The organism is Nocardioides panacihumi, assembly GCF_039530925.1.
In the GTDB taxonomy this organism is placed as follows: domain Bacteria; phylum Actinomycetota; class Actinomycetes; order Propionibacteriales; family Nocardioidaceae; genus Nocardioides; species Nocardioides panacihumi.
Genome location: NZ_BAAAPB010000002.1, coordinates 733,913 through 760,164, shown reverse-complemented (window position 1 = coordinate 760,164; position 26,252 = coordinate 733,913). Strand labels below are relative to the sequence as shown.

Sequence of the window (26,252 nt, the reverse complement as noted above, 5' to 3'; positions counted from 1 at the left end):
CGCCGACTCGGCGACGTGGTCGGTCAGTCGATGTCGCCCACCAGCACGTCCTCGGCCACCTCGACGGAGCCGGGGCTGTCCGTGGCGCTGCCGCGGGTGACGATCCGGCCGCCGAGCGCCATCACGACCACGCCGACGGCGACGGCGATGCCTCCGAAGTAGAACGGCGCGTGCACGCTGACGTGCTCGAACAGCTTCATGGCGACGTACGGACCCGCGGCGCCGCCCGAGAAGCGGACGAACGAGTACGCCGCCGAAGCGACCGGCCGCTCGACGGGAGCGGCGTGCATGACGGCCTCGGTGACGAGCGTGTTCGTGACGCCGAGGAAGGCGCCGGCCACGATGATGCCGATCATGATCGCCGGCTCGTGCTCGGCGAACAGGCCCATCTGCAGCAGGTCGAGCGAGAAGAGCGCCAGCACGGCGGTCAGCGTCGCGACGGTCCCGAAGCGACGCTGGAGCACGGGAGCGACCCAGACCGAGGTGACTGCGAGCAGCACGCCCCAGCCGAAGAAGGTCCAGCCGATCTGCATGATCCCGAAGCTCGGCAGGGCGAACGGGCCGCTGGCCATCAGGGTGAAGAAGCCCAGGTTGTAGCAGATCGCGACGATCGCCATGAGGAGCAGGGCGGGGTAGCGCAGCGCGCGGAACGGGTCGAGGAGCGACGTGCGCCGGCCGGCGGGCGGTGTGGCCGGCAGGAAGAACGTCGTGGCCACCAGGGCGATGCACATGAGCGTCGCGACGCCGAAGAAGGGCGCCCGCCAGGAGTGCTCGCCGAGCAGCCCGCCGATGAGCGGGCCGGAGGCGATGCCCAGGCCGAGCGCCGCCTCGAAGAGGATGATGGCGCTGGCCACCGAGCCGCTGCTGGCCGACACGATCGTGGCCAGGGCGGTGGCGACGAAGAGAGCGTTGCCCAGCCCCCAGCCGGCCCGGAACCCGATGACGCCGGTGACCGTGCTCGACGATCCGGCGAGCGCCGAGAAGACGATGATGAGGACGAGGCCCAGCAGCAGGGTCTTCTTCGGGCCGATCCGGCTGGACACGACGCCGGTGATCAGCATCGCGACGCCCATGACCGCCATGTAGCTGGTGAAGAGCAGCGAGACCTGGCTCGGGCTGGCCCCGAGGTTGGCGGCGATCTCCTTGAGGATGGGGTCGACGAGGCCGATGCCCATGAAGGCGATGACGCACGCGAAGGCGACGGCCCAGACGGCGCGGGGCTGCTGGAAGAACGAGCTGGTGCCGGCGGGGGCGGCGGTGTGGGTGGCGCTGGGGGCGCTCATCAGGTCCTCTCGGTCGGGATCCCCGTCTCCGTGCCCTCGAGCGGTCCGGGCTCCAGCAGGTCGCGCAGGACGGCGACGGCCGTCGCGAGCTCCTCCTGGGTCCGGTTGTGTGCACGCAGTCGCTCGCTGATCGTCGTCGCGTAGGCGTCGCGCAGCCTGGCGAGGGAGTTCCTGCCCTCGCCGGTCAGGCTGACGACGCTGCCGCGGGCGTCGAGCGGGTTCGGGTCCTTGACGACGAGGCCATCGTCCACCAGGTGGGCGACGGCGGCCGACATCGTCGGCTGGGAGCACCGGTCGAGCTTGGCCAGGTGGGTGATGCCCAGCGGGCCGTGCTCGTCGAGCAGCGACAGCACCCGCGCCCCGGCGGGGACGTCGTGGGTACGACGCAGCGACCGCACGAGACGGGTCGTGTAGATGACCAGGTCCGTGCTGAGCGCTAGCGAGGCGTGGGGCAGGTGCGTGTACATGGTGTCGATTGTACGGAGTCCATAGGGAAACTATGTATCTTGATGAGGCAATCGTACGCCCGCCGGCCGGCAGGCCGAAATCAGGTGAGGGCGGCGGGGCTGGACGCGGTCGCCGGCTCGGGCCGGGCGAGCGCGCGCACCGGGCCGGCCGCGACGGTCAGCAGCGCGATGCCGACGTACAGCGTGCCCGCGACGGTGAGGACCTCGCCGATGCCGTAGGCCGCGGCGAGCGGCCCCAGCGCGAGCTGCCCGACCGGCACCGTCGCCAGCGACCCGAGCTGGTCGTAGGAGTAGGCGCGCGACAGCATCTGGTCGGGGACGTTCTCCTGCACGGCCACGTGCCAGCCGAGGACGAAGACCTGCACGCCGATGCCGGACAGGAAGGCGGCGACGATCAGCGGCGCGGTCGCCGGCCAGGCGCCGAGCACGATCATCGGCAGTCCGAAGAGGGAGCAGGCCAGCAGGCCGGACAGCAGTGGCCGCTCGAGCCGTCGCTTCATCAGCGCGAGCGTCGCGCCGAGGGCGCCGAGCGCCTGTGCCGACATCGCGAGGCCCCAGCCGTGGGCGCCGATCGACGTCTCGTCGGCCCGGACGGGGCCGAGCGCGGTGAGCCCGCCCTCGGCCAGGGCGTTCATGACGCCGCAGGCGGCGACGACGAGCCACAGCCACGTCGTCCCGCGGAAGTACAGCCAGCCCTCGCGCAGCTCCTCGAGCATCGTCGAGCCCGTGGGCACCGCCGCGGGGAGCGAGATCGGCAGCAGCAGGGCGGCGGCGAGCAGCCAGGTGATCGCGTCGATCAGGAGCGCCCAGCCGGGACCGATCCCGACCACCAGCGCCGCGGCGGCGCTCGGACCGATGACCATCAGCGAGGCCCGGGTGAGGGAGAGCAGCGCGTTCGCCTGCTGCAGCTGGTCGCGCGGCACGAGCTGGGGGACGATCCCGTTCATCGCCGGCAGGCCGGGAGCGACCACGGCACCGTTGACCGCTGCCAGGACCACCATCGTGCGGAGGTCGGCGTGGCCGCTGAGCACGAGGATCGCGAGGACCCCGCGGACGACGCCGGCCAGGACGTTGGAGGTCTGCACGACCCGGTGACGACCCCACCGGTCGGCGATCACGCCGCCGAGGAGCAGGAAGACGACGAGGGGGACGGTGTACGCCGCCAGCACCATGCCGAGCGAGGCGGTGCCGTGGTCGACCGCGAGGACGGCGAACGCGAGAGCGACCGGCGACATCGTGGTGCCGACCAGGTTGACCGAGCGGGACAGGAAGTACCACCGGAAGGGGCGCTCGCGAAGGGGGGACATCGCCGAGATCGAGGTCACACCGGACCTTAACCCTGCGGCCACTCATCCGTCAGCGTCGGGTTTTCCGGAGTGGGTCGATGGTCCCGGTGGGGTTGTCGGAACGGACGATCCGCAGGCTCCTCAGGCGAAGGTGACGCCGGCCGCCCGCAGCTCCTCGAGCGCCGCCGCCGTCGACTCCGGGGCGACCCCGACGGTCAGGTCGGCCAGCACCGTCACGGCGAAGCCCTCGCGGACCGCGTCGAGCGCCGTCGCGCGGACGCAGTGGTCGGTGGCGATCCCGCACACGTCGACACCGGTGACCCGCCGCTCGCGCAGCCAGGGCGCGAGAGCGGTGCCGTCCGTCGTACGACCCTCGAAACCCGAGTACGCCGCCTCGTGCTCGCCCTTGGTGAAGATCGCCTCGAACGGCTCCGGGTCGAGGTTCGGGTGGAACGCCTCGCCGTCGGTGCCGACCACGCAGTGGGCCGGCCAGGAGTCGCGGTAGTCGGGCTCCCGGGAGAAGTGGTGCCCGGGGTCGATGTGGTGGTCCTTGGTGGCGACGACGTGGGCGTAGGTCGCCGCCCCGGGCAGCCCGGCGGTGCGGGCCCGGAGCAGGTCGGCGATGTCGCTGGCGATCCGTGCACCGCCGCGCACGGGCAGCGACCCGCCCTCGCAGAAGTCGTTCTGCACGTCGACGACGATCAGGGCACGCTTCGTGGCGGCCGGAGCTTCTGCCATGGACCCATCAGAGCACGACTCGTGCCGAGCGGGCGAGCGTTGCGCCGCCGCGACAGGGCCCGAGGTCCGCGTCCCGCCTGACCGGAGTCACAGGAACACGGTCGGGAGCACCGGGTCGCCCTTGGCCATCGACTGCGCCTCGAGGGGAAGCTCGGCACGGGCGGCGGCGTGCCGGTCGCGGGCTGCGGTGAGCGGCTCCCGGCCGACGATCTCGCCGTCGCGCACCAGCGGCACGAGGAGGGTCCGGTCGTCGCCGTCGTCGACCGGTGCGGCGCCGATCCCGATCACCTCGGCCTCGGCGACGCCGTCGGCCGAGCGGCGGCGCAGCGCGTACTTGCGACCCCCGACGGAGATCTTGTCGACGCTCTTCTTGGCGACAGAGACGAGCTCGCCGTCCGAGCCCTCACGGGCGACGAGCTTGTAGACGAAGCCGCTGGTGGGGTGCCCGCTGCCGGTCACCAGCTCGGTGCCGACGCCGTAGCCGTCGACCGGCGCCGCGGCGAGCGCCGCGATCGCGAACTCGTCGAGGTCGCTGGTGACGATGATGCGGGTCCGGGTCGCCCCCAGGGCGTCCAGCTGCTCACGCACCTGGACGGCCAGGACGCCGAGATCGCCCGAGTCGAGCCGCACCGCGCCCAGCGACGGGCCGGCCACCTCGATCCCGACCCGGACCGCCTCGGTGACGTCGTAGGTGTCGACGAGCAACGTCGTCCCGACCCCGAGCGAGCTGACCTGCGCCTTGAACGCCTGCTCCTCGGTGTCGTGCAGCAGCGTGAAGGAATGCGCGCTGGTGCCGGTCGTGGGGACGCCGTGACGGCGGGCCGCGAGGTTCGAGCTCGCCTCGAAGCCGGCGACGTACGCCGCCCGCGCGGCGGCGACGGCCGCCTGCTCGTGCGTCCGGCGCGAGCCCATCTCGATGCACGGCCGGCCCCCGGCGGCGAGCGTCATGCGCGACGCTGCCGACGCCACGGCCGAGTCGTGGTTGTAGATCGAGAGCAGCACCGTCTCCAGCAGCACGGCCTCGGCGAACGTCGACTCGACGACCAGGAGCGGAGAGCTGGGGAAGTAGAGCTCGCCCTCCGGGTAGCCCCACACGTCGCCCGAGAAGCGGTAGTCGGCCAGCCACGACAGGGTCGGCTCGTCGACCACGCCGTCGAGGACCGCGAGCGTGTCGTCGTCGAACCTGAACGCCTCGAGCGCGTCGAGCGCGCGGCCGACACCGGCCACGACGCCGTACCTCCTGCCCTCCGGGAGGCGGCGGGGGAAGAGCTCGAAGACCGAGCGCCGGCCCGCCGTACCGCCGGCGAGTGCCGCTTGAAGCATGGTCAGCTCGTAGTGGTCGGTGAGGAGGGCTGTCGAGTCCACGGGCGCCATCGTGGCACGATGGTCCCCATGTCCGCGCCGAGCCCGGTGGAACTCGACGAGCCCGTCACCGATGACCTGACAGTCCCCGCCACCCCGTGGATCACCATCGTGTGGAACGACCCGGTCAACCTGATGTCCTACGTCACGTTCGTCTTCCAGAAGTACTTCGGCTACTCCAAGAAGAAGTCCGAGAAGCTGATGCTCGAGGTCCACCAGGACGGCCGCTCCGCCGTCAGCTCGGGCAGCCGCGAGGAGATGGAGCGCGACGTGCAGGCCATGCACGAGTACGGCCTGTGGGCGACCCTGGAGAAGTCCGAATGACCGGGTTCACCCGGCATCGCCGCAGCGGCAGGATCATCGCGAACTTCACCGGATTCGAGGCCGATCTGCTGCGGTCCCTGGCCGGCCAGCTCGTCGAGCTGCTGCGCAACGAGTCCGCCGCGCCGGTCGAGCAGGACCCGCTCGAGGCGATGCTCGACTTCTCGGGCCCCACGACCGAGCCCGAGGACCCGGTGCTCGCCCGGCTCTTCCCGAGCGCCTACCGCGACGACGAGGAGGCGGCGGGCGACTTCCGCCGCTTCACGGAGGGCGCGCTGCGCGACGGGAAGGCGGCCGCCGCGGCCACCATCATCGACACGCTCGAGGACGCCGGCCTCCCGCCGGAGCTCGCGGAGGACGGCCTGATGATCGACGTCGAGATGGAGGAGCCGACCGCGGAGACGTGGATGCGCTCGTTCACCGACATCCGGCTCGCGCTGGCGACCCGCCTGGAGGTCGAGGAGGGCGACGAGGACTACTGGGCGACGCTGCCCGACGACGATCCGCGCGGCCAGGCCCACGACATCTACGACTGGGTCGGCTACCTGCAGGAGACGCTGGTCGAGGCGCTGTCGGAGTGACCGGCCAGTGAGGATGCTCACGTCCGTACGTCGGGCGGCGCACTGGTCCCTCGGTCGCAGGACCTACGCTGGACGCCGTGCTGACCATCTCCCGGGCGACGTACGACGCGATCGTCGCCCACGCGAAGCGGGACCACCCGGACGAGGCCTGTGGCATCGTCGCGGGCCCGGAGGGCAGTGACCGACCGGAGAGGTTGATCGAGATGGTCAACGCCGCCGGCAGCCCGACGTTCTACGAGTTCGACTCGACCGACCTGCTCCACCTCTACAAGGAGATGGACGCACGTGACGAGGAGCCCGTCGTCGTCTACCACTCGCACACGGCCACCGAGGCCTATCCGAGCGTCACCGACGTCAAGCTCGCCGGCGAGCCCAACGCCCACTACGTGCTGGTCAGCACGCGCGAGCACGGAAACGCTGACGGTCCGGTCGAGTTCCGCTCGTTCCGCATCGTCGACGGCGAGATCACCGAGGAAGAGATCTCGGTGGTCGCGGCGTTGAGCCCCGTGGGTTGAGCCCCACCGACCACTGAGCCCATCTGATCAGGCACACCAAGGAGAGACCATGGCCATCGAGGTCCGAATCCCGACCATCCTGCGCACCTACACCGCCGGCGAGAAGGCCGTCAACGGCGACGGCGGCACGCTCGCCGCGCTCATCGACGACCTCGAGTCGAACCACGCCGGCATCAAGGACCGCCTGATCGACAACGGCGACCTGCGCCGTTTCGTCAACATCTACGTCAACGACGAGGACGTCCGCTTCCTCGGCGGCCTCGAGGCCGAGCTCAAGGACGGCGACCAGGTCGTCGTGCTGCCGGCGGTCGCCGGCGGAGCTCGCTGAGCGAGGCGGTGATGACCGAGCGACGCACCTTCGTCCTCGTCGACGGCGAGAACATCGACGCGACGCTCGGCAACTCGCTGCTCGGCAGGCGGCCGCTCCCGGAGGAGCGGCCGCGCTGGGAGCGCGTCACGGCGTACGCCGCCGAGCTGTGGGACCAGCCCGTCACGGGGCTGTTCTTCCTCAACGCGTCGAACGGGCAGCTGCCGACGACGTTCGTCCAGGCGCTGCTGGCGATGGACTACCGTCCGGTGCCGCTCGCCGGACGGGCCGACGAGAAGGTCGTCGACATCGGCATCCTCCGCACGCTGGACGCGCTCGCGGGTCACGACGACGACGTGCTGCTGGTCAGCCACGACGCCGACTTCGCCGAGCGGCTCCACCGGCTGGCCGACGGGCGTCGGCGGGTCGGCGTGCTGGCGCTGCGGGAGTACGCCAGCAACCAGTTCGACGCCCTCGGCATCGAGGTCCACGACCTCGAGGACGAGGTCGAGGCGTTCAACGTGGCGCTCCCGCGGGTGCGGGTCATCCCGCTCGACGACTTCGACCCGGAGCGCTTCCTGCGCTGAGGGCATCTCTCACGATTGGCACCCTGGACCATGCGCTTCGACAACCTCCTCGCCTCGGTGGGGAACACCCCTCTGGTGGGACTGCCGCGCCTCTCGCCCGGCGTCCTGCCGAACGGAGCCGAGGTGCGGCTCTGGGCGAAGCTCGAGGACCGCAACCCGACCGGTTCGATCAAGGACCGCCCGGCCCTGAAGATGATCGAGCAGGGCGAGAAGGACGGGCTGCTGCGTCCGGGCTGCACGATCCTGGAGCCGACGTCGGGCAACACCGGCATCTCGCTGGCCATGGCGGCCAAGCTCAAGGGCTACCGCATCGTCTGCGTGATGCCCGAGAACACCTCCGAGGAGCGTCGCCAGCTGCTCCGGATGTGGGGCGCGGAGATCGTCTCCTCGGTCGCCGCGGGCGGCTCCAACGAGGCGGTCCGCGTCGCCAAGCGACTCGCCGAGGAGCACCCCGACTGGGTGATGCTCTACCAGTACGGCAACGCCGCGAACGCGCTCGCCCACGAGGAGGGCACCGGCCCCGAGCTGCTCGCGGACCTGCCCTCGGTCACCCACTTCGTCGCGGGTCTGGGCACCACGGGCACGCTGATGGGCGTCTCGCGCTTCTTCCGGCGCGCCAAGCCCGACGTACGCATCGTCGCGGCGGAGCCGCGCTACGGCGAGCTGGTCTACGGCCTGCGCAACCTCGACGAGGGCTTCGTCCCCGAGCTGTACGACGCCGAGCTGATCGACACCCGCTTCTCGGTCGGTCCGCGCGACGCCGTCAGGAGGGTCCGCGAGCTGCTCGAGCTGGAGGGGGTCTTCGCCGGCATCTCGACCGGCGCCATCCTGCACGCCGCCCTCGGTCAGGCCGCGAAGGCCGTGCGTGACGGTGTGTCCGCCGACATCGCGTTCGTCGTGGCCGACGGTGGCTGGAAGTACCTCTCCACGGGTGCCTACGAGGGCACGATCGACCAGGCCGAGGAGTCCCTCGAAGGCCAGCTCTGGGCCTAGCCCGCACCACTCGGCACGCGCGCTCGCTGCGTTGTCGTCGCTCGACGGCCCCTTCGCGCCAAGGCCGTCTTCGCTCCTCCGCCTTGCGAGCGCACGCCCGAGCGGCGCGGACCGGGAGGGGCGCGGAATGTCGGTGGCCACTCCTAGCGTGGGCGATGCACCGGCCACACCGGGCCGGTCATCGAGCTGATGGGAGGGCCTGGCATGACGCAGCTGGACTGGAGGATCGAGCTCGTTCCGCTCGCAGTCTCCGACGTGGACCGCGCGGTGAGGTTCTACGGGGACGAGGTCGGCTGGAGCGTCGACTTCGACCACACCGTGCACGAGGGCCTGCGGTTCGTGCAGGTCACGCCCCAGGGCTCGGCCTGCTCGATCTGCTTCGGCGTCGGGCTCGACATGCTGCCGGAGGGCTCGTCGCAGTTCATCCAGGTCGTCGTGCCCGACGCGGACGCAGCCCGCGCCTACCTGCAGGAGCGCGGGGTCGCCTGCTCGGAGGTCGCCGAGCTCGACTGGGGCCGCTTCGTCTACTTCAGCGATCCCGACGGCAACCGATGGGCGTTGCAGCAGATCGTCCGGCCCGGGTGAGCCGTCGCGCGAGTCCGTTCGGGCCCGTGCGTGACGGCCGTCTCGCGTGATGTGGGTCATCGGCCGTGCGCGGCGGGGTGTCCAGCGCCTAGCCTTGCCCCTTGTGCACGACTTGAACCCGTCCGTCGACGTCGACGCCCCCATCGGCATCTTCGACTCCGGGTTCGGAGGGCTCACCGTCGCCCGGTCGGTCATCGACCAGCTCCCGCACGAGTCGGTCCTCTACGTGGGTGACACCGCGCGTGCGCCGTACGGGCCGAAGCCGATCGCCGAGGTGCGCGAATATGCCCTCGAGTGCCTCGACCACCTCGTCGACCAGGGCGTCAAGGCGCTGGTCATCGCCTGCAACTCCGCGAGCGCCGCGATGCTGCGCGACGCCAGGGAGCGCTACGACGTCCCCGTGACAGAGGTGATCCTCCCGGCCACCCGGCGCGCCGTCGCCGCGAGCCGCACCGGACGGATCGGGGTCATCTGCACCCGGGCCACGGCCGAGTCGATGGCCTACGACGACGCCTTCGCGGCCGCCCCGCACGTCGACCTGCACACCCAGGTCTGCGCGCGCTTCGTGCCGTTCGTCGAGGCGGGCATCACCAGCGGCGACGAGCTCCTGGCGGCGGCGCACGAATACCTCGACCCGCTGACCAGCGCGGGCGTCGACACGGTCATCCTGGGATGCACGCACTACCCACTGCTCACCGGCGTCATCTCCTACGTGATGGGCGACAACGTGACGCTCGTCAGCAGTGCGGAGGAGTGCGCGAAGGACGTCTACCGGATGCTCGCGAGCACCGGCCTGATGCGGGAGTCGGGCGAGCCGACGTACCGGTTCCTGACCACGGGCGCGCCGGACCAGTTCGAGACCATCGGGCGCCGGTTCCTCGGCCCCGAGATGGTCGCCGCGTCGCAGTTCGTGGGAGGACTCGCATGAGCCAGGATCAGGCGCCCTCGGGTCACGCTGCCGCGTTGACGCTCACGATCGTGGGCTGCTCGGGCTCCTACCCCGGGCCCGACTCGCCCGCGAGCTGCTATCTCGTGGAGGCGGTCGGGAGCGACGGCAACGGGGGCGACCGGACCTGGCGCATCCTGCTCGACCTCGGCAACGGGGCGCTCGGCGCCCTGCAGCGCTACGCGGACCCGTTGTCGATCGACGGCGTGCTGCTCTCGCACCTGCACGCCGACCACTGCATCGACATGACGTCCTACTACGTGCTGCGCAAGTACCACCCCAGCGGCAAGCAGCCTCCGATCCCGGTGTGGGGTCCGAAGGGGACGGCGCGCCGGCTCGCGCGTGCCTACGACCTGCCCCGCAAGCCGGGCATGCAGGAGGAGTTCGACTTCCGCAAGCTGCGGGGCCCGTTCGACGTCGGCCCGTTCCGGATCACCCCGGTCGAGGTCGAGCACCCCGTGCCGGCGTACGCCTTCCGGATCGAGGTCGCGGGCACCGTGCTCGCCTACACCGGCGACACGGGGCCGACCGAGGCGCTGCGCCGGCTGGCCGACGGAGCCGACCTCCTCCTCGCCGAGGCGTCCTTCCGCGACGGCGACGACAACCCCGAGAGCCTGCACCTGACCGGCGTCCAGGCGGGCGAGGTCGCCGCCCGGTCCGGCGTGAAGCGGCTCGTGCTCACCCACGTCCCGCCGTGGCACGACAGCGCCGGGATGCGGGCCGAGGCCGCCACGGCGTACGACGGCCCGGCCGAGCTCGCCGTCGCCGGAGCGGTCTACTCGCTGCCCGGCTGAGACCGGCACACGTGCAGGAACCGTGCCGTTTCGCCGGCATCCGGGGATTCTGCGGTGCGACCGGGTCTGTCGTCTGACAGGGTGGACCCATGATCAAGGTCGAAGGACTGACGCGGAAGTACGGCTCGTTCACGGCCGTCGACGACGTGAGCTTCACCTGCCAGCCCGGTCGCGTGACCGGCTTCCTCGGGCCCAACGGCGCCGGTAAGTCGACCACGATGCGGGTCATGGTGGGCCTCACGCCGCCGACCAAGGGACATGTCACGATCGGCGGGCTGCGCTACCACGACATCCCCAACCCCGGCCGCCACGTCGGCGTGCTGCTGGACGCCTCGGCGCAGCACGGGGGCCGCACCGGACGCGAGGTCCTCACCCTCGGGGCGATGACGATGGGCCTGCCGGTCTCCCGCGTCGACGAGATGCTCGAGCTCGTCTCGCTGACGAAGGCCGAGGCGAAGCGCCGGATCCGCAACTACTCGCTCGGCATGAAGCAGCGTCTCGGCATCGCCCACGCGCTGCTCGGCGACCCGCAGGTGCTCATCCTCGACGAGCCGGCCAACGGTCTCGACCCCGCCGGCATCCGCTGGATGCGCGGCCTGCTCAAGTCGTACGCCGACCGCGGCGGGACCGTTCTCCTGTCGAGCCACCTGCTGCACGAGGTCGAGCAGATCGCCGACGAGATGATCCTCATCGGCAACGGCCGGATCGTCGCCCAGGGCGACCGTTCGACGCTGCTCGCCGGTGCCGGGCCGGTCCAGACCCTGGTCACCTCCCTCGACAACGGCGCACTCACCGCCGCACTCACGAACGCCGGTCACGCCGTCGAGCCCGCCGGGCACGGCCTGCGCGTCCACGCCGCCCCGGTCGAGGTCGGCCGCGCCGCCCTCTCCGCCCAGGTCGTGCTGACCGACCTGCGCGACGGCGGCGCCGGACTCGAGGACCTGTTCCTCGAGCTCACCGCCGACACCCAGCGCGAGGCGACCGGCTCACTCCAGGCTCCGACTCCCGAAGGGACCGTGGCATGACCTCCTCCGTCACCGGCACCGCTCCGATCGTCCTCGACGTCAACGACACCGAGCCGGTGCCGTTCACGCGGCTGCTCAACGTCGAGCTGCGCAAGGCACGCGACACCCGTGCCAGCTTCTGGTTGCTGGCGATCATCGCCGTCGCCGTCGTCCTCGCGGAGGTGATCGCGCTCATCGTCGGCGTCACGCACGACGACAGGGCCGGCATCGACTTCGGCGCCTTCACCGCGGTCGCCGCCTTCCTCACCTCCGTGCTCCTGCCTGTGCTCGCGATCATGCTCGTGACGACCGAGTGGACGCAGCGCTCGGCGATGGTGACCTTCACGCTCGAGTCCCGACGCTCCCGGGTGATCCTCGCCAAGCTGGCCGTCGGCGTGCTCCTGACGTTCGCGACGATCGTGCTCGCGACGGCTGTCGGCGCGCTCTCCAACGCGCTGCTGGGCGTGTTCAACGGACCGGCGGACTGGAACTACGGCTGGGACGGCTTCTTCGGCTTCATCATCAGCCAGAACCTGGCGATGCTCGTCGGCTTCGCGATCGCCTCGCTGACGCTCAACACGGCCGCCGCGATCGTGCTCTTCTTCGTCTACCAGTTCATCCTCCCGACGCTCTTCGCCATCGGGTCGCAGCTGTGGAACTGGTTCGAGGACGTCGCCAAGTGGATCGACTTCGGTGCCGCGCAGAACCGGCTCTTCGAGCTGTCCTCCATGACGGCGGGCGAGTGGGCGCACCTCGTCGTCTCCGGCTTCATCTGGCTGGTCATCCCGCTCGTGATCGGCCTGCGCCGCATCCTGCGGGCCGAGGTGAAGTAGCTCTTCACCGGGCGTTTCGCGACGCGCCACGCCAGCGCTGTATCTGAGTAGCGGGTCACGCCACCTTGAAGGTGTGGCCCGCTACGTCAGGTTCGCCGCACTCGGCGACAGCTCGACGTTCGGCATCGGGGACCCGGTGCCGGGCGGGTGGCGCGGGTGGGCGCGACTGCTGGCGGACGGTCTCGCCACCGCGTACGACGTCTCGTTCTGCAACGCCGCCGTGTCCGGGGCGACCGCAGCGGCCGTCCGGCGCGACCAGCTGGGCCGGGCGCTCGCTCACCGTCCGACGCTCGCCTCGCTCGTCGTCGGCGTCAACGACACCCTCACGTCGACGTGGGACCCGGCCCAGGTCCGTGAGGACCTGCTGGTCTGCGCCGAGGCGCTGACGGAGGTCGGCGCGACGCTGATGACCCCCCGCTTCCACGACCACGGGTCGGTGCTCGGGCTGCCGGGCTTCCTGCGCCGTCCGCTGGGGCGCCGGATCGATGCCCTCAACCGGGTGTGGGACGAGGTCCACGCCGCGTACGGGGGCGTGCGTCTCGACCTCGCCACCTGCCCCGAGGTCCACGACCGGGCGACGTGGTCGATCGATCGCATGCACCCCTCGGAGCGGGGTCACCGCCTGTTCGCGCACGCGTGGGCGCACAGGCTGCAGGAGGCCGGACTCGTCTTCGAGCCGCCGTCACTCGAGCCGTCGGGTGGCATCCCGCCGAGCTGGCGACGCGACCTGGCCTGGGTGGTCGGCGAGGGTGCCCCGTGGGTCGGCCGCCGCGCGCGCGACCTCGGTCCGTGGGCGGTGCGGTGGGCGCTGGTCCACGATGCCGCCGGTCCGGTCCGGGCTGCCGCCGGCCGATAGGGTCGGCCCCATGACGAGCACCCCGCAGACAGAGGGCCTGAGCCGCGCCGACGGTCGAGCCGACGACGAGCTGCGCCCCATCACGATCACCCGCAACTGGCTCGACCACGCCGCCGGGTCGGTGCTCGTGGAGTTCGGCCGCACCCGTGTGCTGTGCGCCGCCTCCGCCTCCGAGGGTGTGCCGCGCTGGCGCAAGGGCTCCGGACTCGGCTGGGTGACGGCGGAGTACGCCATGCTCCCGGCATCCACCAACACCCGCTCCGAGCGGGAGTCGGTCAAGGGCCGCATCGGCGGCCGCACCCACGAGATCTCCCGCCTCATCGGCCGCTCCCTGCGCGCGGTCATCGACTACAAGGCGCTCGGCGAGAACACCATCCAGCTCGACTGCGACGTGCTGCAGGCCGACGGTGGCACCCGCACCGCCGCCATCACGGGCGCGTACGTCGCCCTGGCCGACGCGGTCGCCCACCTGAAGTCGGTCGGCGCGCTGACCGGCGAGCCGCTGACCGGCTCGGTCGCGGCCGTCTCGGTCGGCATCATCGACGGCGTCCCGCGGCTCGACCTGCCCTACGAGGAGGACGTCCGCGCGGAGACCGACATGAACATCGTGATGACCGGCGACGGCAAGTTCGTCGAGGTCCAGGGCACCGCCGAGGGCGTCGCCTTCGACCGGGCAGAGCTCGACGCCCTGCTGGCGTTGGGGGAGAAGGGCTGTGCCGACCTGACCCGGCTGCAGCACGAGGCGCTCGGCCGGTGAACGATGCCGTGACCCGGGTCTTCGTCGCGTCGCGCAACGCCAAGAAGATCCAGGAGATGGAGCGCATCCTGGCGCCGCTCGTCCCGGACGTGACCGTCGTCGGCCTCGACGACGTCCCCTTCTACGAGGAGCCCGTCGAGGACGCGCCCACGTTCGAGGGCAACGCGCTGATCAAGGCGCGAGCCGGCTTCCTGGCCACCGGGCTGCCATCGGTCGCCGACGACTCAGGGCTCTGCGTCGACGCGCTCAACGGCATGCCCGGCGTGCTCTCGGCCCGCTGGGGCGGACGCCCGCGAGGCCTGGATCTGGGGCGAGACCAGCGCAACAACGAGCTGTTGCTCGACCAGCTGGCCGACGTACCCGACGCGGCGCGGAGCGCGCACTTCACGTGCTCCGTCGCCTTCGTGTGGGCCGGTGGCGAGTCGGTCGTCGAGGGGCGGATGGACGGACGCGTGATCCGTGAGGTGCGGGGGAGCGGCGGCTTCGGCTACGACGTCCTCTTCGAGGCCGACGACCGTCCCAGCCTCACCACCGCCGAGCTGTCCCGGGAGGACAAGGACGCGATCTCGCACCGGGGCAAGGCGCTGCGCCAGATCGGTCCGCGGATCGCCGAGGCGCTCGGCCGATGATCGACGCGACGCACCGGCAGCACGCCTCTCGGGTGCGGTTGGAGTGGGGGCCCGTCGGCGCCGAGGCGCTCGCGCCTGTCGACATCGCCGTCGTGGTCGACGTGCTCTCGTTCACGACGACGGTGACGGTGGCCGTGGAGCGTGGCATCGAGGTCCTCCCGTTCCTGTGGAAGGACGAGCGCGCCGCGGCCTTCGCCGCCGAGCACGACGCGGTGCTGGCGGTGCAGCGCCAGGACGCGCTGCGCGGCGGGGACGGTGTCAGCCTCTCGCCCGTCTCGCTCGCCACCGCCCAGGGCGTACGCCGGGTGGTGCTGCCCTCCCCGAACGGGTCGACGGTCAGCACGCTGCTCGCCGGCTCCGGCGCGACCGTCGTCGCCGCCTGCCTGCGCAACCGCCGTGCCGTGGCGGCGTGGCTGGCGCCGCGCCTCACGTCGGGAGCGACCATGGCGGTCGTGCCCGCGGGCGAGCGCTGGCCCGACGGCTCGCTGCGGCCGGCCGTCGAGGACCTCTGGGGCGCGGGCGCCGTGCTCGACGCGCTCGGTCCGGCCGACCTCAGCCCTGAGGCCACCGCGGCGGTCGCCGCCTTCAGGGCCGCCGGCCTTCCCGGCGCGCTCCTCGGATGCTCGTCCGGTCGCGAGCTCGTCGCCGCGGGCTTCGAGGGTGACGTGGACATGGCGGCGGAGGTCGACGTCTCAGAGGTCGTACCGACGCTGGTCGACGGCATGTTCACGGCCGCCGCCGCGGACTGACGGTGTGGTGGCCGCGCGAACTATCACCTTGACGGTTTGGTGGTCGCGCGAACTGTCACCGTGACACTTCGCGGGATCGGTGACACTTGCGACCTGTCACCCATCGCGCGAACTATCACCGTGACGGTTTGGTGGCCCCGCGAACTGTCACCGTGACACTTCGCGGGATCGGTGACACTTGCGACCTGTCACCCATCGCGGGAACTATTACCGTGACGGTTTGGTGGTCGCGCGAACTGTCACCGTGACACTTCGCGGGATCGGTGACACTTGCGACCTGTCACCCATCGCGGGAACTATCACCGTGACGGTTTGGTGGCCCTCCGAACTATCACCGTGACGGTGTGGTGACCGCGCGAACCGGCCCCGACCGATCAGGTCGGATCTCCGACGGGGCGGCCGACCACCATCCCGGCGAGCAGGTCGTCGGGGAACGTCGCAGCCGTCTGCGGGTCCAGCCGGGACCCGAGACCGTCGAGCACCCGGGTGAAGAAGGCGCGGGCGGCCACGGCGTACACGACGTCGGCGATGTCGCCGTCGGTCAGCCCGACGGCTCTCAGCGCGTCGACGTCCGACTGGTCCACGGCCACGGCATCGGTGGCCACCTTCGACGCGAAGGCGTAGACCGCGCGATCCGGCTCGTCCAGCGTCGCGCCGGTCGGGTCCTCGGCGAGCGCCCACAGCGTCGCCTCGTCGCCGCAGACGTCGCGCAGGAACTTGGAGTGCGCGGCGGTGCAGTAGGTGGAGCGCAGGGCGCGCGCGGCGGCGATCGTGGCGATCTCGAAGCGGCGGCGGTCCATGCCGCCTCGGACCGTGGCGTTCAGGGTGTTCCACGCCTCCGCCACGTCCGTCCGCCCGGAGAAGGCGCCCGCGTAGTCGGGCACGAAGCCCCAGGCCCTGCGCTGCTGCTCGTAGTAGTCGGCCACCGCGCCGTCGGCCGCGGACTCCGGAACCGTGTCGATGAACATGACAGCAGTGTGCTCCTGCGACCCCTCCCGCGTCCCGCGCCGACGGGGACCTCATCCGCCGGTCAGGGCTCCCAGACGGCGGCGTCGTGGGCGAAGACGACCCGACGTGGGTCGAGCGCGAGCAGCCGGTCCATCCACGGCGGTGCGACGGGCAGCGGTGCGGAGTGTCCGAGCTCGGCCGCCCGAGCCGCGAGCGCGTCGGCGCTCCAGGCCGACGCAGTGTCATGCGACTGACCCGCCAGGACGACCGTCCCGTCTGACGCCGCCACGACCACCGACTGGTGACCGTCCACGTGCCCCGGCGTCGGGATCACGTGGACTCCGGGCAGGGGCTCGGCCTCGCCGTCGAGGGCCTGGTAGTTGCTTCCCTCGTGGTCGAGGAGCTCGGGGAAGGTGTAGTCGCCGGCGCGGGCGACGGCGAGCTCGGCGCGCTGGGCCAGGATCGGCGTCGCGCCGACCAGCGGATTGCCGCCGCAGTGGTCGAAGTGCAGGTGACAGTTGACGACCAGGGCGAGGTCGTCGAGCGACGCGCCGACGCCTGCCAGGGCGGAGGGCAGGGCGACCCGGCGGGGTCGGTACCACTGCTCGGTCTCCTCGTCGCCGCGCCCGATGCCGGTGTCGAGCAGCACGAGCCCGTCGGGGTGGCGCACCAGGTAGCCGTAGACGCCCTCGACACGCGGCCGCCCGGTCCCGGTCTCCTCGGCCGGACGCACGAACGTGCCGAGCAGGAGCCGGTGGACGTCGGTCACGCGGCGGCCTCCGCGGCGGCGCGCACGAAGCGCAGCTGCGCGAGGCCGTTGACGACGACCGAGAACACGAGCAGCGCCAGGCCGGCGGAGTGGTGACCGACGAGCCACAGCCCCAGCGAGGCCAGCCCGAAGACGAGCACCTTCACGACGGGACGCACCACGGGTCCGCCGTAGGGCGCCTTGGGCGAGGCGAAGAGGAACCACGCCGCGACGACCAGCACCGGCAGCAGCCAGACGAAGAGCCACGGCGCGGGCATGGACGCGCCGACGACGCCCGCCGCGACACAGGCGAGGAGCTCGTCGACGAGCACGAGCCCCAGGATCACCCACGCGAGAGCAGTCACGGCAGCATGCTCCCATGACGCTCTTCCGCCAGGCCGCCCACGCGGTCGCGCAGTACAACACCGAGCCCAAGGTCTGGGAGGTCCCGATCGCGGCCCAGCGCGAGGCCGCGCGACGGGCGTCCGGCGGAGAGCCCAAGGAGGAGGTCGGACGCGTCGACGAGATCGACGCCGACGGTGTCCCCGGCCGCCTCTACACGCCGGCCGGCGCCCGCGACGGTCTCGTCGTGCACTTCCACGGCGGCGGCTTCGTCTTCAACAGCGTGGAGGTCCACGACGCCGTCTGCCGTCGCTTCGCCAACCGCAGCGGGCTCGCGGTGCTCAGCGTCGACTACCGGCTGCCGCCCGAGCACCGCTTCCCGGCCGCCGTCGAGGACGTCGACACCGTGGTGCGCTGGCTCGCGCGGCAGGGACGGCCCGGTCCGGCGTACGTCCACGGCGACAGCGCGGGCGGCAACCTCGCGCTGGTGGCCGCGCTCCGCAACCCGGGCTTCTTCGACGCGGCCGTGCTCATCTACCCGTTCCTCGACCCGGCGCAGGGGTTCGGCTCCTACGACGACGCCGCCGAGGGGTTCGACCGGGAGGAGGCGGCCTGGTACTGGCAGCAGTACGCCGCGACGCCGGCCGACCTGACGGACCCCGACCTGGCCCCGCTGCTCAGCGACCGGCTGCACACCTTGCCGCCCACGCTCGTGGTCACGGCCGAGCACGACCCGCTGCGCGACGAGGGGGAGGAGCTGGCTCGCCGGCTGGACGCGGCGGGCGTGGAGGTGACGGCGACCCGCTACCTCGGCCAGACCCACGGCTTCTGGCGCCACGACGCCTTCACCAGCGCCGACCGGCTGGTCCGCCAGGTGTCCGGCTTCCTGGCGTCGTACGCCTGAGCAGGGCCGGAACCGCCCGCGGTGTGCCTCTGAGAGGATGGCGCCCATGCGCGTGCACCTCGGCTGCGACCACGCAGGCCTGGACCTCAAGAGCCACCTGACCACCCGGTTGACCGACCTCGGCTACGAGGTCGTCGACCACGGGCCGTTCGTCTACGACGCCCTCGACGACTATCCGGTGTTCTGCATCCGCGCCGCCGAGGCCGTCGCCCGCGAGCGGGAGCAGGGCCAGGGGAGCCTCGGCGTCGTGATCGGCGGCAGCGGCAACGGCGAGCAGATGGCCGCCAACAAGGTGACCGGGATCCGGTGCGCCCTCGTGCACTCCGACGAGACCGCCAAGCTCGCGCGGGAGCACAACGACGCGCAGGTCGTCGCGGTCGGCGGTCGGATGCACAGCATCGAGGACATGACCCGGTTCGTGGAGATCTTCCTCGCGGAGCCGTTCAGCGACGAGGAGCGGCACGTCCGCCGGATCGGTCAGCTCGACGTCTACGACCGGACCGGCGAGCGGCCTGCGCTGCCGGAGTCGGCGCGCGGCCTGGGCCCGGCGGAAGACCAGGACTGAGCAGGCGATGCCCGAGGGCCACACCCTCCACCGGCTCGCCCACGACCTGACCGACGCCTTCGCCGGCCGCCCGGTGCGTGTCGGCAGCCCGCAGGGTCGCTTCGACGCCGAGGCACGCCAGCTCGACGGCCAGCCGCTCGAGGGCGCGCAGGCCTGGGGCAAGCAGCTCTTCCTGGAGTTCCCGGGTGAGCGCTACATCCACATCCATCTCGGCCTCATCGGCAAGCTGCAGCTGACGCCGTACGACGCGGACGGGCACGTCCCGCCCCCGATCGGCCAGGTGCGGCTGCGCCTCGTGGGGGAGAACACCGTCGCCGACCTGCGCGGCGCCACCGCCTGCGACCTGTGGACGCGTGAGCAGGTCGACGCGTGCGTCGCCAGGCTCGGCCCGGACCCGTTGCGCGAGGACGCCGACCCGCTGCGGGCCTGGACGAGGATCAGCAGGAGCCAGCGCAGCATCGGCAGCCTGCTGATGGACCAGACGGTGCTGGCAGGCGTGGGCAACGTCTACCGCGCCGAGCTCCTCTTCCGGCACCGGGTCGACCCCTACCGGCGCGGCGACGCCCTGACGCGCAAGCAGTGGCTGGCGATGTGGGACGACCTGGTGGCGCTGATGCACGACGGCGTCGCCACGAACCGCATCGACACGGTCCGCGACGAGCACACTCCCGAGGCGATGGGCCGCGACCCGCGGGTGGACGACCACGGCGGCGAGGTCTACGTCTACCGGCGCACCGGTCAGCCCTGCCACGTGTGCGGGGCGACCGTCCGGACCGCGGAGCTCGACGGCCGCAACCTGTTCTGGTGCCCGCGTTGCCAGCGCGCCTCACGATCTCGCGCCGTCCGGTGATCCCGGCCACTAGAGTGTGGCACCCCACGACCACGAGGACCGAGACATGACTGCCCCTGCCGAGTCGTCGCGCGTTGCCGCGGTCGGACGGAGATGGTGGCGTGCTCGGGCCCGGCTGGGCGCCCGCGGCCTGGCCGGCCAGACCGGCGTACTGCTCCTGCTCAGCGTCCTCGCGGCCCTCGTGTGCGCCCTCACCGTGTTCGCCGACCACTACGCCCCGATCACGCTGCTCCTGGTCCCGCTGCTGATCGGCAGCCTGCTCCTGGGGCCGCGCACCCTGCCCTGGTTCGTCGTGTTCGTGCTCACCCTGACGGTCGTCGCGGTGGGGGGTCGCCGGCTACGGCACATCGAGATCATGCCGGTGGCGGTCACCGGCATCGCGATGGTCTTCCTGCTGGGCCTGATCGTGCTGCTCATGTCCTTCCGCCGCTCACGCCTGGGTGTGGCGGGCATCCAGGGCGAGTCGATGTTCGTCGACCTGCGCGACCGGATCCTCAACCAGGGCGGCATCCCGGTGCTGCCCGTCGACTGGCACGTCCAGTCCGCGCTCGCATCGGCCGGCGGGACCCTCTTCGCCGGTGACTTCGTCGTGGCCAGCCGCCCCGCGCGGGACCGGCTCGAGGTCGTGGTCGTCGACGTGTCCGGCAAGGGCGAGCAGGCCGGCACCCGGGCGCTGCTGCTCTCCGGCGCCTTCGGCGGCCTGCTCGGCGCGCTGCCGCCCGACCAGTTCCTCCCGGCGGCCAACGAGTACCTGCTGCGCCAGGAGTGGGAGGAGGGCTTCGCCACGGCCGTCCACCTCTCGGTCAACCTCACGACGGGCGCGTTCGACATCCGTACGGCGGGCCACCCGCCCGCCGTCTGGCGAGCCGCGGGCTCCGGCCGGTGGAGCGTGCTCAGCAGCGAGGGTCCGATCCTGGGGCTCATCCCGGGGGCGGAGTTCCACGTCGCCACCGGGGTGCTCGCCCACGGCGACGCGGTGCTCCTCTACACCGACGGCATGGTCGAGCAGCCGCGCCGCGACATCGACCTGGGGATCGACCGGCTGGTCGGGGAGGCGGAGTCGCTGCTGCGCGGCAACTTCCTCGACGCGGCGCAGCGGCTGGTCGACGCACTCGGCTCCCGCAACGACGATCGCGCGACCGTCGTGGTCCACCGGCTGTAGCCGGTTGGGGAGAAGCGCGCGGGGTGTGGCACCATTTCGCAGGTTGCCCGCTTCGGTGGGCGCGCGCGGATGTAGCTCAATGGTAGAGCCTCAGTCTTCCAAACTGATTACGCGGGTTCGATTCCCGTCATCCGCTCGATGGAGGGTCTCCGCTGCCCCGGAGGCCCGAGATCGCGGGGCGTAGCGTAGTGGCTAGCGCGCCTGCTTTGGGAGCAGGAGACCGCAGGTTCGAGTCCTGTCGCCCCGACTGCGTCACCCGTGCGTCACACGTGCGTCACCCGTTCAGTTCAACTAGAGGAGAAACCCTGTGAAGAGCGCCGTCGAGACCTTGAGCCCCACCCGGGCCAAGCTGACCGTCGAGGTGCCCTTCGAGGAGCTCAAGCCGAGCCTCGACAAGGCATACAAGCAGATCGCCCAGCAGATCAACGTCCCCGGTTTCCGCAAGGGCAAGGTGCCCGCGGCGGTCATCGAGCGTCAGTTCCCGGGCGCGGCCCGCGACCAGGCCCTCAACGACATCCTCAACACCAAGTACGTCGAGGCGCTGCAGGCCAACGACCTGACCCCGCTGGCCCAGCCCGAGGTCGAGGTCACCAGGTACGAGGACAACGGCCCGCTGGAGTTCACCGCCGAGGTCGACATCCGCCCCGAGTTCACCGTGCCGGCGTACGACGGCATCGAGGCCCAGGTCGAGGACGTCGAGGTCACCGACGAGGACGTCACCGAGCAGGTCCAGGCGCTGCGCGAGCGCTTCGGCACCCTCAAGGACGTCGAGCGCGCGGCCGCCGACGGCGACTTCGTCGTCATCGACCTCGTCGCCACCCAGGACGGCGAGACCGTCGAGGGCGCCGAGGTCAGCGGCATGAGCTACCAGGTCGGCAAGGGCGGCATGCTCGACGGCCTCGACGAGGCGCTCGTCGGCCTCTCCGCCGGCGAGGAGAAGACCTTCACCAGCCAGCTCGTCGGCGGTGACATGGTCGGCCAGGACGTCGAGGTCAACGTCAAGGTCACCCAGGTCCAGGAGCAGGAGCTGCCCGAGGCCGACGACGAGTTCGCCCAGCTCGCCAGCGAGTTCGACACCTTCGCCGAGCTCGAGGCCGACGTGCGCGAGCGCCTCGGCCGCGGCAAGCGCCTCGAGCAGGCGGCCGCCGCGCGCGACGCCGTTCTCGAGGCCCTCCTCGAGAAGGTCGAGATCCCGCTGCCCGAGACGCTGGTCACCGACGAGCTCAACGCGCGCCGCGAGAGCATCGAGCAGCAGCTGCAGTTCGCCGGCCTGACGATGGAGAAGTACCTCGAGGACGAGGGGCAGACCATCGAGGAGTTCGAGGCCGACCTCGAGCGCCGCGTGCGTGACGCCATCACCGCGCAGATGGTCCTCGACGAGATCGCCAAGGGCGACGAGTTCGAGGTCACCAACGAGGACCTCACCGGCTACATCTTCCGCCAGGCGCAGAGCCAGGGCCAGGACCCGCAGCAGGCGTTCTCCCACATCCAGGAGCACCCGCACCACCTGCAGGAGTACGCCGCCGAGATCGTGCGCGGCAAGGCGCTCGCGCAGGTCGTCGAGGCCGCTGTGGTCAAGGACGCCTCCGGCAACGTCGTGGAGCTGAAGAACCTGCGCCCCGACGGCACCATCGGCGAGCCCGAGGACGCCACCGAGGACGCCACCGAGGACGCTGCCGAGGTCGTCGCCGACGACGCGGAGTGACCCTCGGCTGAGCACCCACGAGGCGCCCGATCCCCGTTGTGGGGGTCGGGCGCCTCTGCGTTCGTCGCGGTCGCGCTGCCGACGTACGGCGGCCCCGCCTGCGAGACTGGCGCCATGAGCGCCACCACCGGCGTCCGTCCTGCGGTCGGCGGCCTGTTCCGGCTCGCGTTCGCCGCGGCCGCGTCGGTGACCCGCGCCGTCACGCCCGTGCTGATGCCCGTCCTCGCGCCTCTGCCGCGCCCCTTCGCACCCGTGGCCGGGGCGCTGACGAGCCCCCTCGGCAGGGTGGCGGGCGATCCTCGACGACCGGTCATCGCACTGCGCGTCGAGGGTCGCGACCAGCCTGTGGCCCCCGACGTGCTGGCGCGCCTCGCGCGCAACGACACGGGTCGCGTGCTGGTGCTCGTCCCGACCTCGGGCGGGGACGAACGCACCTGGCTGCCGGGGATCGAGCAGACCGGGGCGACGTACGGCGACCGGCTCGCCGCCCTGCTGGGCTGGTCGCCCGTGACGTTGCGCCACGACCCGTGGGCGTACGACGCCGAGGCCGGCGTCGCCGGCGGAGCGCTCGCCCTCGCCGCGCTGCTGCAGCGTGTCGTCGACGGGTGGCCCGTGCCGGTCATCCGGATGGCGCTGATCGCCGCCGGTGACGGCGGGCTGCTGGCCCGCAGCGCCCTCGGCGTGCGCGTGCCCGGGTCGCGCCCCTGGACGGACCTCGTCAGCGAGCTGGTCGCCCTGGGCACGCCGCCCCTGGGGACGCCGGTGGGCGCGCCTCGACCGGGCCCCGGTCGGCGGCTGGAGGAGGAGCTCTCCGGCGTCGTCGCTGTCGATGCCGCGGTCCTCGACGTGTCGGCGCTGGAGCACGTGGACTACCTGCTGGTCGAGGATCGCGCGCTGGCCGGGACACGCCCGATCGGCCGGGCGCTGGGCACGACGCTGGGCATCACGCTGGGCATCACGCTGGGCGGCCTCCTGCGGTGGGGGAGACCTGCGCGAGGCGTGCACGACCTCTTCCCGACCGCGGAGCGGTTCGCGGTGGCCACGCACCGCTGCCCGCTCGCCAACCACCCGCAGGTCCACGACGCGCTGCTGCGCCGGCTCGCCTGATCGCCGATTCGCCCGATCGTCCGACTCGTCCGACTCGCCCGACCCGTCCGCGCCCGTCGGTCCGCCCGGTGGACGACTCGAGCGTCTACATTCGTCCTCACTCGGGAACTGGAGGATCTCTCATGGGTCGGTCATCGCTGCGTCTCGGCACCGTGTTGGCACTGCTCGTCGCTCTCGTCCTCATCGCCCCTGCGGGGCCGGCGAGTGCGACGCGGACCAGGGCCAACACGGATGCGTTCTCGTTCTCAGGGACGTACGCGTTCCCCGACCACTACCTGTGCATCAACTACTCCGGCAAGGCCACGGTCAACTACAACGCTGTCCGCTACGGCCCGACGAGCGGATCGCCCGCGTACTACGACTACTGGCTGAAGGGCATCAAGCTCTCGTCGACGTCGGTCACCTACCGGGTCGTTCGTTACGACTCCGTCAGCCATGCCTGCACGACGACCGGTGTGAAGTGGAAGCGCCTGGAGGCCAGCCAGCACTGGTCCGGATACTCCTGCTCGTTCAACCCGTCGATCTCGGTGCAGTACCCGTTCGGCGCCGGCGTCTCGTTCTGGCCGAGCTGCGGCAAGCGCAAGCAGGCCACCTACCGGTCCACGTACGACCGGGCGAACGGGCTAGCGGGTCCTGCCCAGACCCAGGGGACCAGCAACGACCAGACGTTCGCGAACAACCACGTGGCCTACCAGCCGACCTACAAGGCAGCTCCGGCGAAGGGCGCCTGCTACGGCGTGTGGGTCGGCATGCACTGGTACGTCGGGTCGGCGGACAACCAGCGCAACTTCGGTGCGCACAGGCTGTGCCTGACGCCTCAGTGGTGAGCCGGCGTCGACCCGGCGCTGGGGCCGCCCACGTCCGCCGTCAGCGAACAGGGGCCGTCAACCCGTGGAACTGTCCGGGACGACGGCTAGGGTCGGCGACGTGAACCAGAACTCCAGCCACGCCGGGAGCCCGGCGGACTCGCACCGGATGGGCGGCGGTCCTGGACCGGCCGACCTCGACAGCCACATCTACTCGCGGCTGCTGCGGGAGCGGATCGTCTTCCTCGGGTCGGAGGTCCGCGACGCGAACGCGAACGCGATCTGCGCGCAGCTGCTGCTTCTCTCGGCGGAGGACCCCGAGGCCGACATCTTCCTCCACATCAACAGCCCGGGTGGCTCGGTGGACGCCGGCATGGCGATCTACGACACGATGAACTACATCCCCAACGACGTCGCGACCGTGGGCATGGGCCTGGCCGCGTCGATGGGGCAGTTCCTGCTGTGTGCCGGAGCGAAGGGCAAGCGCTACGCGCTGCCCCACGCGCGGATCATGATGCACCAGCCGTCGTCCGGCATGGGCGGCTCGGCCTCCGACATCAAGATCCAGGCGCAGCAGTCGCTGCACATCAAGAAGGTCCTGCTGGACCTCATCTCGCAGCACACGGGCCAGCCGCTCGACCAGGTGATCAACGACGCCGACCGCGACCGCTGGTTCACCGCCGAGGAGGCCCTGGAGTACGGGCTGGTCGACAAGGTCATCAAGAGCGCCCGCGAGGCCTCCGACGAGGGCCGTCCGGCCCACGCGAACGACTGAGCGGGAAGAGGAGCGACATGAACTACTACATCCCGCAGTGGGAAGAGCGCACGTCCTACGGCTTCCGTCGGATCGACCCCTACGCGAAGCTCTTCGAGGAGCGGATCATCTACCTGGGCACGCCGATCAGCGACGACGTCGCCAACGCGGTCATCGCCCAGCTGCTGTGCCTGCAGTCGATGAACCCCGACCAGGACATCAACATCTACATCAACAGCCCGGGCGGCTCCTTCACGGCGCTCACGGCGATCTACGACACCATCCAGTTCATCAAGCCCGACGTGTCGACGGTCTGCATGGGTCAGGCGGCGTCCGCCGCGGCGATCCTGCTGGCGGCCGGCACGCACGGCAAGCGGATGGCGCTCCCCAACAGCCGCATCCTCATCCACCAGCCCTACACCGAGGGCACGTTCGGCCAGACCTCCGACATCGAGATCCAGGCCAACGAGATCCTGCGGATGCGCGAGCTGCTCGAGAAGATGATCGCCGATCACAGCGGCCGTTCCCTGGAGGACGTCAGCCGCGACATCGAGCGCGACAAGATCCTCACCGCGCAGCAGGCGGTGGAGTACGGACTGATCGACACCGTGCTCGGATCGCTCAAGACGCCCGTCCTGGCGTGACGATTCTGAAGTGAAGGGCTCCGTGTCCGTCCCCCCAAAGGGGCGGACACGGGGTACCGTCAGGGGGCTGATTCCGGGACCCCACCCGCACGATCCCAACACGCACGACCGCAACACCTGTGAG

Annotated in this window: 32 protein-coding genes and 2 tRNA genes; 26 read left to right on the top strand and 8 right to left on the bottom strand. The window is 71.4% G+C overall.

Translation table 11 applies throughout. The annotated features are described in order from the left end of the window. Nucleotides 1–23: 23 nt before the first annotated feature. From ABD205_RS12835 to ABD205_RS12815, 5 genes are all read right to left on the bottom strand, one after another. The gene (locus ABD205_RS12835) at nucleotides 24–1,283 is read right to left on the bottom strand and encodes an MFS transporter (RefSeq protein ID WP_344045226.1); all 1,260 of its coding nucleotides are present in this window, start codon (nucleotides 1,281–1,283) and stop codon (nucleotides 24–26) included. Then, a complete protein-coding gene (locus ABD205_RS12830; protein ID WP_344045225.1) occupies nucleotides 1,283–1,750 on the bottom strand; it encodes a MarR family winged helix-turn-helix transcriptional regulator in 468 nt (155 codons plus the stop codon). Before ABD205_RS12830 ends, ABD205_RS12835 begins: the two co-directional genes overlap by 1 nt. An 80-nt stretch (nucleotides 1,751–1,830) precedes the next feature. Then, nucleotides 1,831–3,057 carry an MFS transporter gene (locus ABD205_RS12825; RefSeq protein ID WP_344045224.1) on the bottom strand — a complete coding sequence of 409 codons (1,227 nt, stop codon included), beginning with the start codon at nucleotides 3,055–3,057 and terminating at the stop codon, nucleotides 1,831–1,833. A 120-nt stretch (nucleotides 3,058–3,177) separates the two neighbouring features. Then, nucleotides 3,178–3,774: an isochorismatase family protein gene (locus ABD205_RS12820; RefSeq protein ID WP_344045223.1), complete on the bottom strand. Its 597-nt coding sequence runs from the start codon at nucleotides 3,772–3,774 to the stop codon at nucleotides 3,178–3,180. 87 nt (nucleotides 3,775–3,861) lie between these two features. Continuing rightward, on the bottom strand, nucleotides 3,862–5,148 hold the full coding sequence (locus tag ABD205_RS12815) for a nicotinate phosphoribosyltransferase (RefSeq protein ID WP_344045222.1): 1,287 nt from the start codon (nucleotides 5,146–5,148) through the stop codon (nucleotides 3,862–3,864). A gap of 18 nt (nucleotides 5,149–5,166) precedes the next feature. Between ABD205_RS12815 and clpS the strand changes: the two genes are divergently transcribed. From clpS to ABD205_RS12740, 15 genes are all read left to right on the top strand, one after another. Continuing rightward, complete coding sequence (clpS, locus tag ABD205_RS12810) at nucleotides 5,167–5,460, top strand: ATP-dependent Clp protease adapter ClpS (protein WP_344045221.1); 294 nt, start codon at nucleotides 5,167–5,169, stop codon at nucleotides 5,458–5,460. Beyond that, complete coding sequence (locus tag ABD205_RS12805) at nucleotides 5,457–6,038, top strand: DUF2017 domain-containing protein (protein ID WP_344045220.1); 582 nt, start codon at nucleotides 5,457–5,459, stop codon at nucleotides 6,036–6,038. The genes clpS and ABD205_RS12805 overlap by 4 nt, the downstream gene beginning before the upstream one ends. 77 nt (nucleotides 6,039–6,115) lie before the next feature. After that, the gene (locus ABD205_RS12800; RefSeq protein ID WP_344045219.1) at nucleotides 6,116–6,553 is read left to right on the top strand and encodes a M67 family metallopeptidase; all 438 of its coding nucleotides are present in this window, start codon (nucleotides 6,116–6,118) and stop codon (nucleotides 6,551–6,553) included. Nucleotides 6,554–6,602: 49 nt separating this feature from the next. After that, a complete protein-coding gene (locus tag ABD205_RS12795) occupies nucleotides 6,603–6,881 on the top strand; it encodes a MoaD/ThiS family protein (RefSeq protein ID WP_344045218.1) in 279 nt (92 codons plus the stop codon). A gap of 11 nt (nucleotides 6,882–6,892) precedes the next feature. Next, a complete protein-coding gene (locus tag ABD205_RS12790; protein WP_344045217.1) occupies nucleotides 6,893–7,447 on the top strand; it encodes an NYN domain-containing protein in 555 nt (184 codons plus the stop codon). A gap of 30 nt (nucleotides 7,448–7,477) precedes the next feature. After that, nucleotides 7,478–8,440: a PLP-dependent cysteine synthase family protein gene (locus ABD205_RS12785; RefSeq protein ID WP_344045216.1), complete on the top strand. Its 963-nt coding sequence runs from the start codon at nucleotides 7,478–7,480 to the stop codon at nucleotides 8,438–8,440. A gap of 204 nt (nucleotides 8,441–8,644) precedes the next feature. Then, on the top strand, nucleotides 8,645–9,025 hold the full coding sequence (locus ABD205_RS12780) for a VOC family protein (RefSeq protein WP_344045215.1): 381 nt from the start codon (nucleotides 8,645–8,647) through the stop codon (nucleotides 9,023–9,025). A 103-nt stretch (nucleotides 9,026–9,128) separates the two neighbouring features. Continuing rightward, the gene (gene murI / locus ABD205_RS12775) at nucleotides 9,129–9,953 is read left to right on the top strand and encodes a glutamate racemase (protein ID WP_344045214.1); all 825 of its coding nucleotides are present in this window, start codon (nucleotides 9,129–9,131) and stop codon (nucleotides 9,951–9,953) included. After that, nucleotides 9,950–10,765 carry an MBL fold metallo-hydrolase gene (locus ABD205_RS12770; RefSeq protein ID WP_344045213.1) on the top strand — a complete coding sequence of 272 codons (816 nt, stop codon included), beginning with the start codon at nucleotides 9,950–9,952 and terminating at the stop codon, nucleotides 10,763–10,765. The genes murI and ABD205_RS12770 overlap by 4 nt, the downstream gene beginning before the upstream one ends. An 89-nt stretch (nucleotides 10,766–10,854) precedes the next feature. Then, nucleotides 10,855–11,790 carry an ABC transporter ATP-binding protein gene (locus ABD205_RS12765; protein ID WP_344045212.1) on the top strand — a complete coding sequence of 312 codons (936 nt, stop codon included), beginning with the start codon at nucleotides 10,855–10,857 and terminating at the stop codon, nucleotides 11,788–11,790. Then, entirely contained in the window at nucleotides 11,787–12,602 is an 816-nt protein-coding gene (locus ABD205_RS12760) for an ABC transporter permease (protein WP_344045211.1), read from the top strand. Before ABD205_RS12765 ends, ABD205_RS12760 begins: the two co-directional genes overlap by 4 nt. 73 nt (nucleotides 12,603–12,675) lie before the next feature. Continuing rightward, the gene (locus tag ABD205_RS12755; protein WP_344045210.1) at nucleotides 12,676–13,458 is read left to right on the top strand and encodes an SGNH/GDSL hydrolase family protein; all 783 of its coding nucleotides are present in this window, start codon (nucleotides 12,676–12,678) and stop codon (nucleotides 13,456–13,458) included. A 10-nt stretch (nucleotides 13,459–13,468) separates the two neighbouring features. After that, nucleotides 13,469–14,215, top strand: a complete 747-nt coding sequence (gene rph, locus ABD205_RS12750; RefSeq protein WP_344045209.1) for a ribonuclease PH — start codon at nucleotides 13,469–13,471, stop codon at nucleotides 14,213–14,215. Continuing rightward, nucleotides 14,212–14,844, top strand: coding sequence for a non-canonical purine NTP pyrophosphatase (locus ABD205_RS12745; protein WP_344045208.1), 633 nt, complete (start codon nucleotides 14,212–14,214; stop codon nucleotides 14,842–14,844). Before rph ends, ABD205_RS12745 begins: the two co-directional genes overlap by 4 nt. Beyond that, entirely contained in the window at nucleotides 14,841–15,593 is a 753-nt protein-coding gene (locus tag ABD205_RS12740) for a 2-phosphosulfolactate phosphatase (RefSeq protein ID WP_344045207.1), read from the top strand. The genes ABD205_RS12745 and ABD205_RS12740 overlap by 4 nt, the downstream gene beginning before the upstream one ends. A 374-nt stretch (nucleotides 15,594–15,967) precedes the next feature. Here the strand turns inward: ABD205_RS12740 and ABD205_RS12735 are convergent, their stop codons facing one another. From ABD205_RS12735 to ABD205_RS12725, 3 genes are all read right to left on the bottom strand, one after another. Continuing rightward, complete coding sequence (locus ABD205_RS12735) at nucleotides 15,968–16,561, bottom strand: carboxymuconolactone decarboxylase family protein (protein WP_344045206.1); 594 nt, start codon at nucleotides 16,559–16,561, stop codon at nucleotides 15,968–15,970. A 62-nt stretch (nucleotides 16,562–16,623) separates the two neighbouring features. Beyond that, nucleotides 16,624–17,310, bottom strand: a complete 687-nt coding sequence (locus ABD205_RS12730) for an MBL fold metallo-hydrolase (RefSeq protein ID WP_344045205.1) — start codon at nucleotides 17,308–17,310, stop codon at nucleotides 16,624–16,626. Continuing rightward, nucleotides 17,307–17,654, bottom strand: coding sequence for a DUF2568 domain-containing protein (locus tag ABD205_RS12725; RefSeq protein WP_344045204.1), 348 nt, complete (start codon nucleotides 17,652–17,654; stop codon nucleotides 17,307–17,309). Before ABD205_RS12725 ends, ABD205_RS12730 begins: the two co-directional genes overlap by 4 nt. 14 nt (nucleotides 17,655–17,668) lie before the next feature. On the opposite strand from ABD205_RS12725, the gene ABD205_RS12720 reads away from it, so the two are divergent. From ABD205_RS12720 to ABD205_RS12670, 11 genes are all read left to right on the top strand, one after another. After that, the gene (locus ABD205_RS12720; protein WP_344045203.1) at nucleotides 17,669–18,535 is read left to right on the top strand and encodes an alpha/beta hydrolase; all 867 of its coding nucleotides are present in this window, start codon (nucleotides 17,669–17,671) and stop codon (nucleotides 18,533–18,535) included. 46 nt (nucleotides 18,536–18,581) lie between these two features. Beyond that, the gene (locus ABD205_RS12715) at nucleotides 18,582–19,100 is read left to right on the top strand and encodes a ribose-5-phosphate isomerase (RefSeq protein WP_344045202.1); all 519 of its coding nucleotides are present in this window, start codon (nucleotides 18,582–18,584) and stop codon (nucleotides 19,098–19,100) included. A gap of 7 nt (nucleotides 19,101–19,107) precedes the next feature. After that, nucleotides 19,108–19,950, top strand: coding sequence for an Fpg/Nei family DNA glycosylase (locus tag ABD205_RS12710; protein ID WP_344045201.1), 843 nt, complete (start codon nucleotides 19,108–19,110; stop codon nucleotides 19,948–19,950). A 46-nt stretch (nucleotides 19,951–19,996) separates the two neighbouring features. Next, entirely contained in the window at nucleotides 19,997–21,112 is a 1,116-nt protein-coding gene (locus tag ABD205_RS12705) for a PP2C family protein-serine/threonine phosphatase (protein ID WP_344045200.1), read from the top strand. Between the two features lie 65 nt (nucleotides 21,113–21,177). After that, nucleotides 21,178–21,248: transfer RNA gene (locus tag ABD205_RS12700), tRNA-Gly, on the top strand. Nucleotides 21,249–21,286: 38 nt separating this feature from the next. Continuing rightward, nucleotides 21,287–21,359 (top strand) — tRNA-Pro (locus tag ABD205_RS12695). A gap of 60 nt (nucleotides 21,360–21,419) precedes the next feature. Continuing rightward, nucleotides 21,420–22,817, top strand: a complete 1,398-nt coding sequence (gene tig, locus ABD205_RS12690; protein WP_344045199.1) for a trigger factor — start codon at nucleotides 21,420–21,422, stop codon at nucleotides 22,815–22,817. A 114-nt stretch (nucleotides 22,818–22,931) separates the two neighbouring features. Beyond that, a complete protein-coding gene (locus ABD205_RS12685) occupies nucleotides 22,932–23,924 on the top strand; it encodes a hypothetical protein (RefSeq protein ID WP_344045198.1) in 993 nt (330 codons plus the stop codon). A 122-nt stretch (nucleotides 23,925–24,046) separates the two neighbouring features. Further along, entirely contained in the window at nucleotides 24,047–24,751 is a 705-nt protein-coding gene (locus ABD205_RS12680; RefSeq protein WP_344045197.1) for a hypothetical protein, read from the top strand. Between the two features lie 100 nt (nucleotides 24,752–24,851). After that, nucleotides 24,852–25,505 carry an ATP-dependent Clp protease proteolytic subunit gene (locus tag ABD205_RS12675; RefSeq protein ID WP_344045196.1) on the top strand — a complete coding sequence of 218 codons (654 nt, stop codon included), beginning with the start codon at nucleotides 24,852–24,854 and terminating at the stop codon, nucleotides 25,503–25,505. A gap of 17 nt (nucleotides 25,506–25,522) precedes the next feature. Next, a complete protein-coding gene (locus ABD205_RS12670; protein WP_344045195.1) occupies nucleotides 25,523–26,128 on the top strand; it encodes an ATP-dependent Clp protease proteolytic subunit in 606 nt (201 codons plus the stop codon). Nucleotides 26,129–26,252 lie beyond the last annotated feature (124 nt).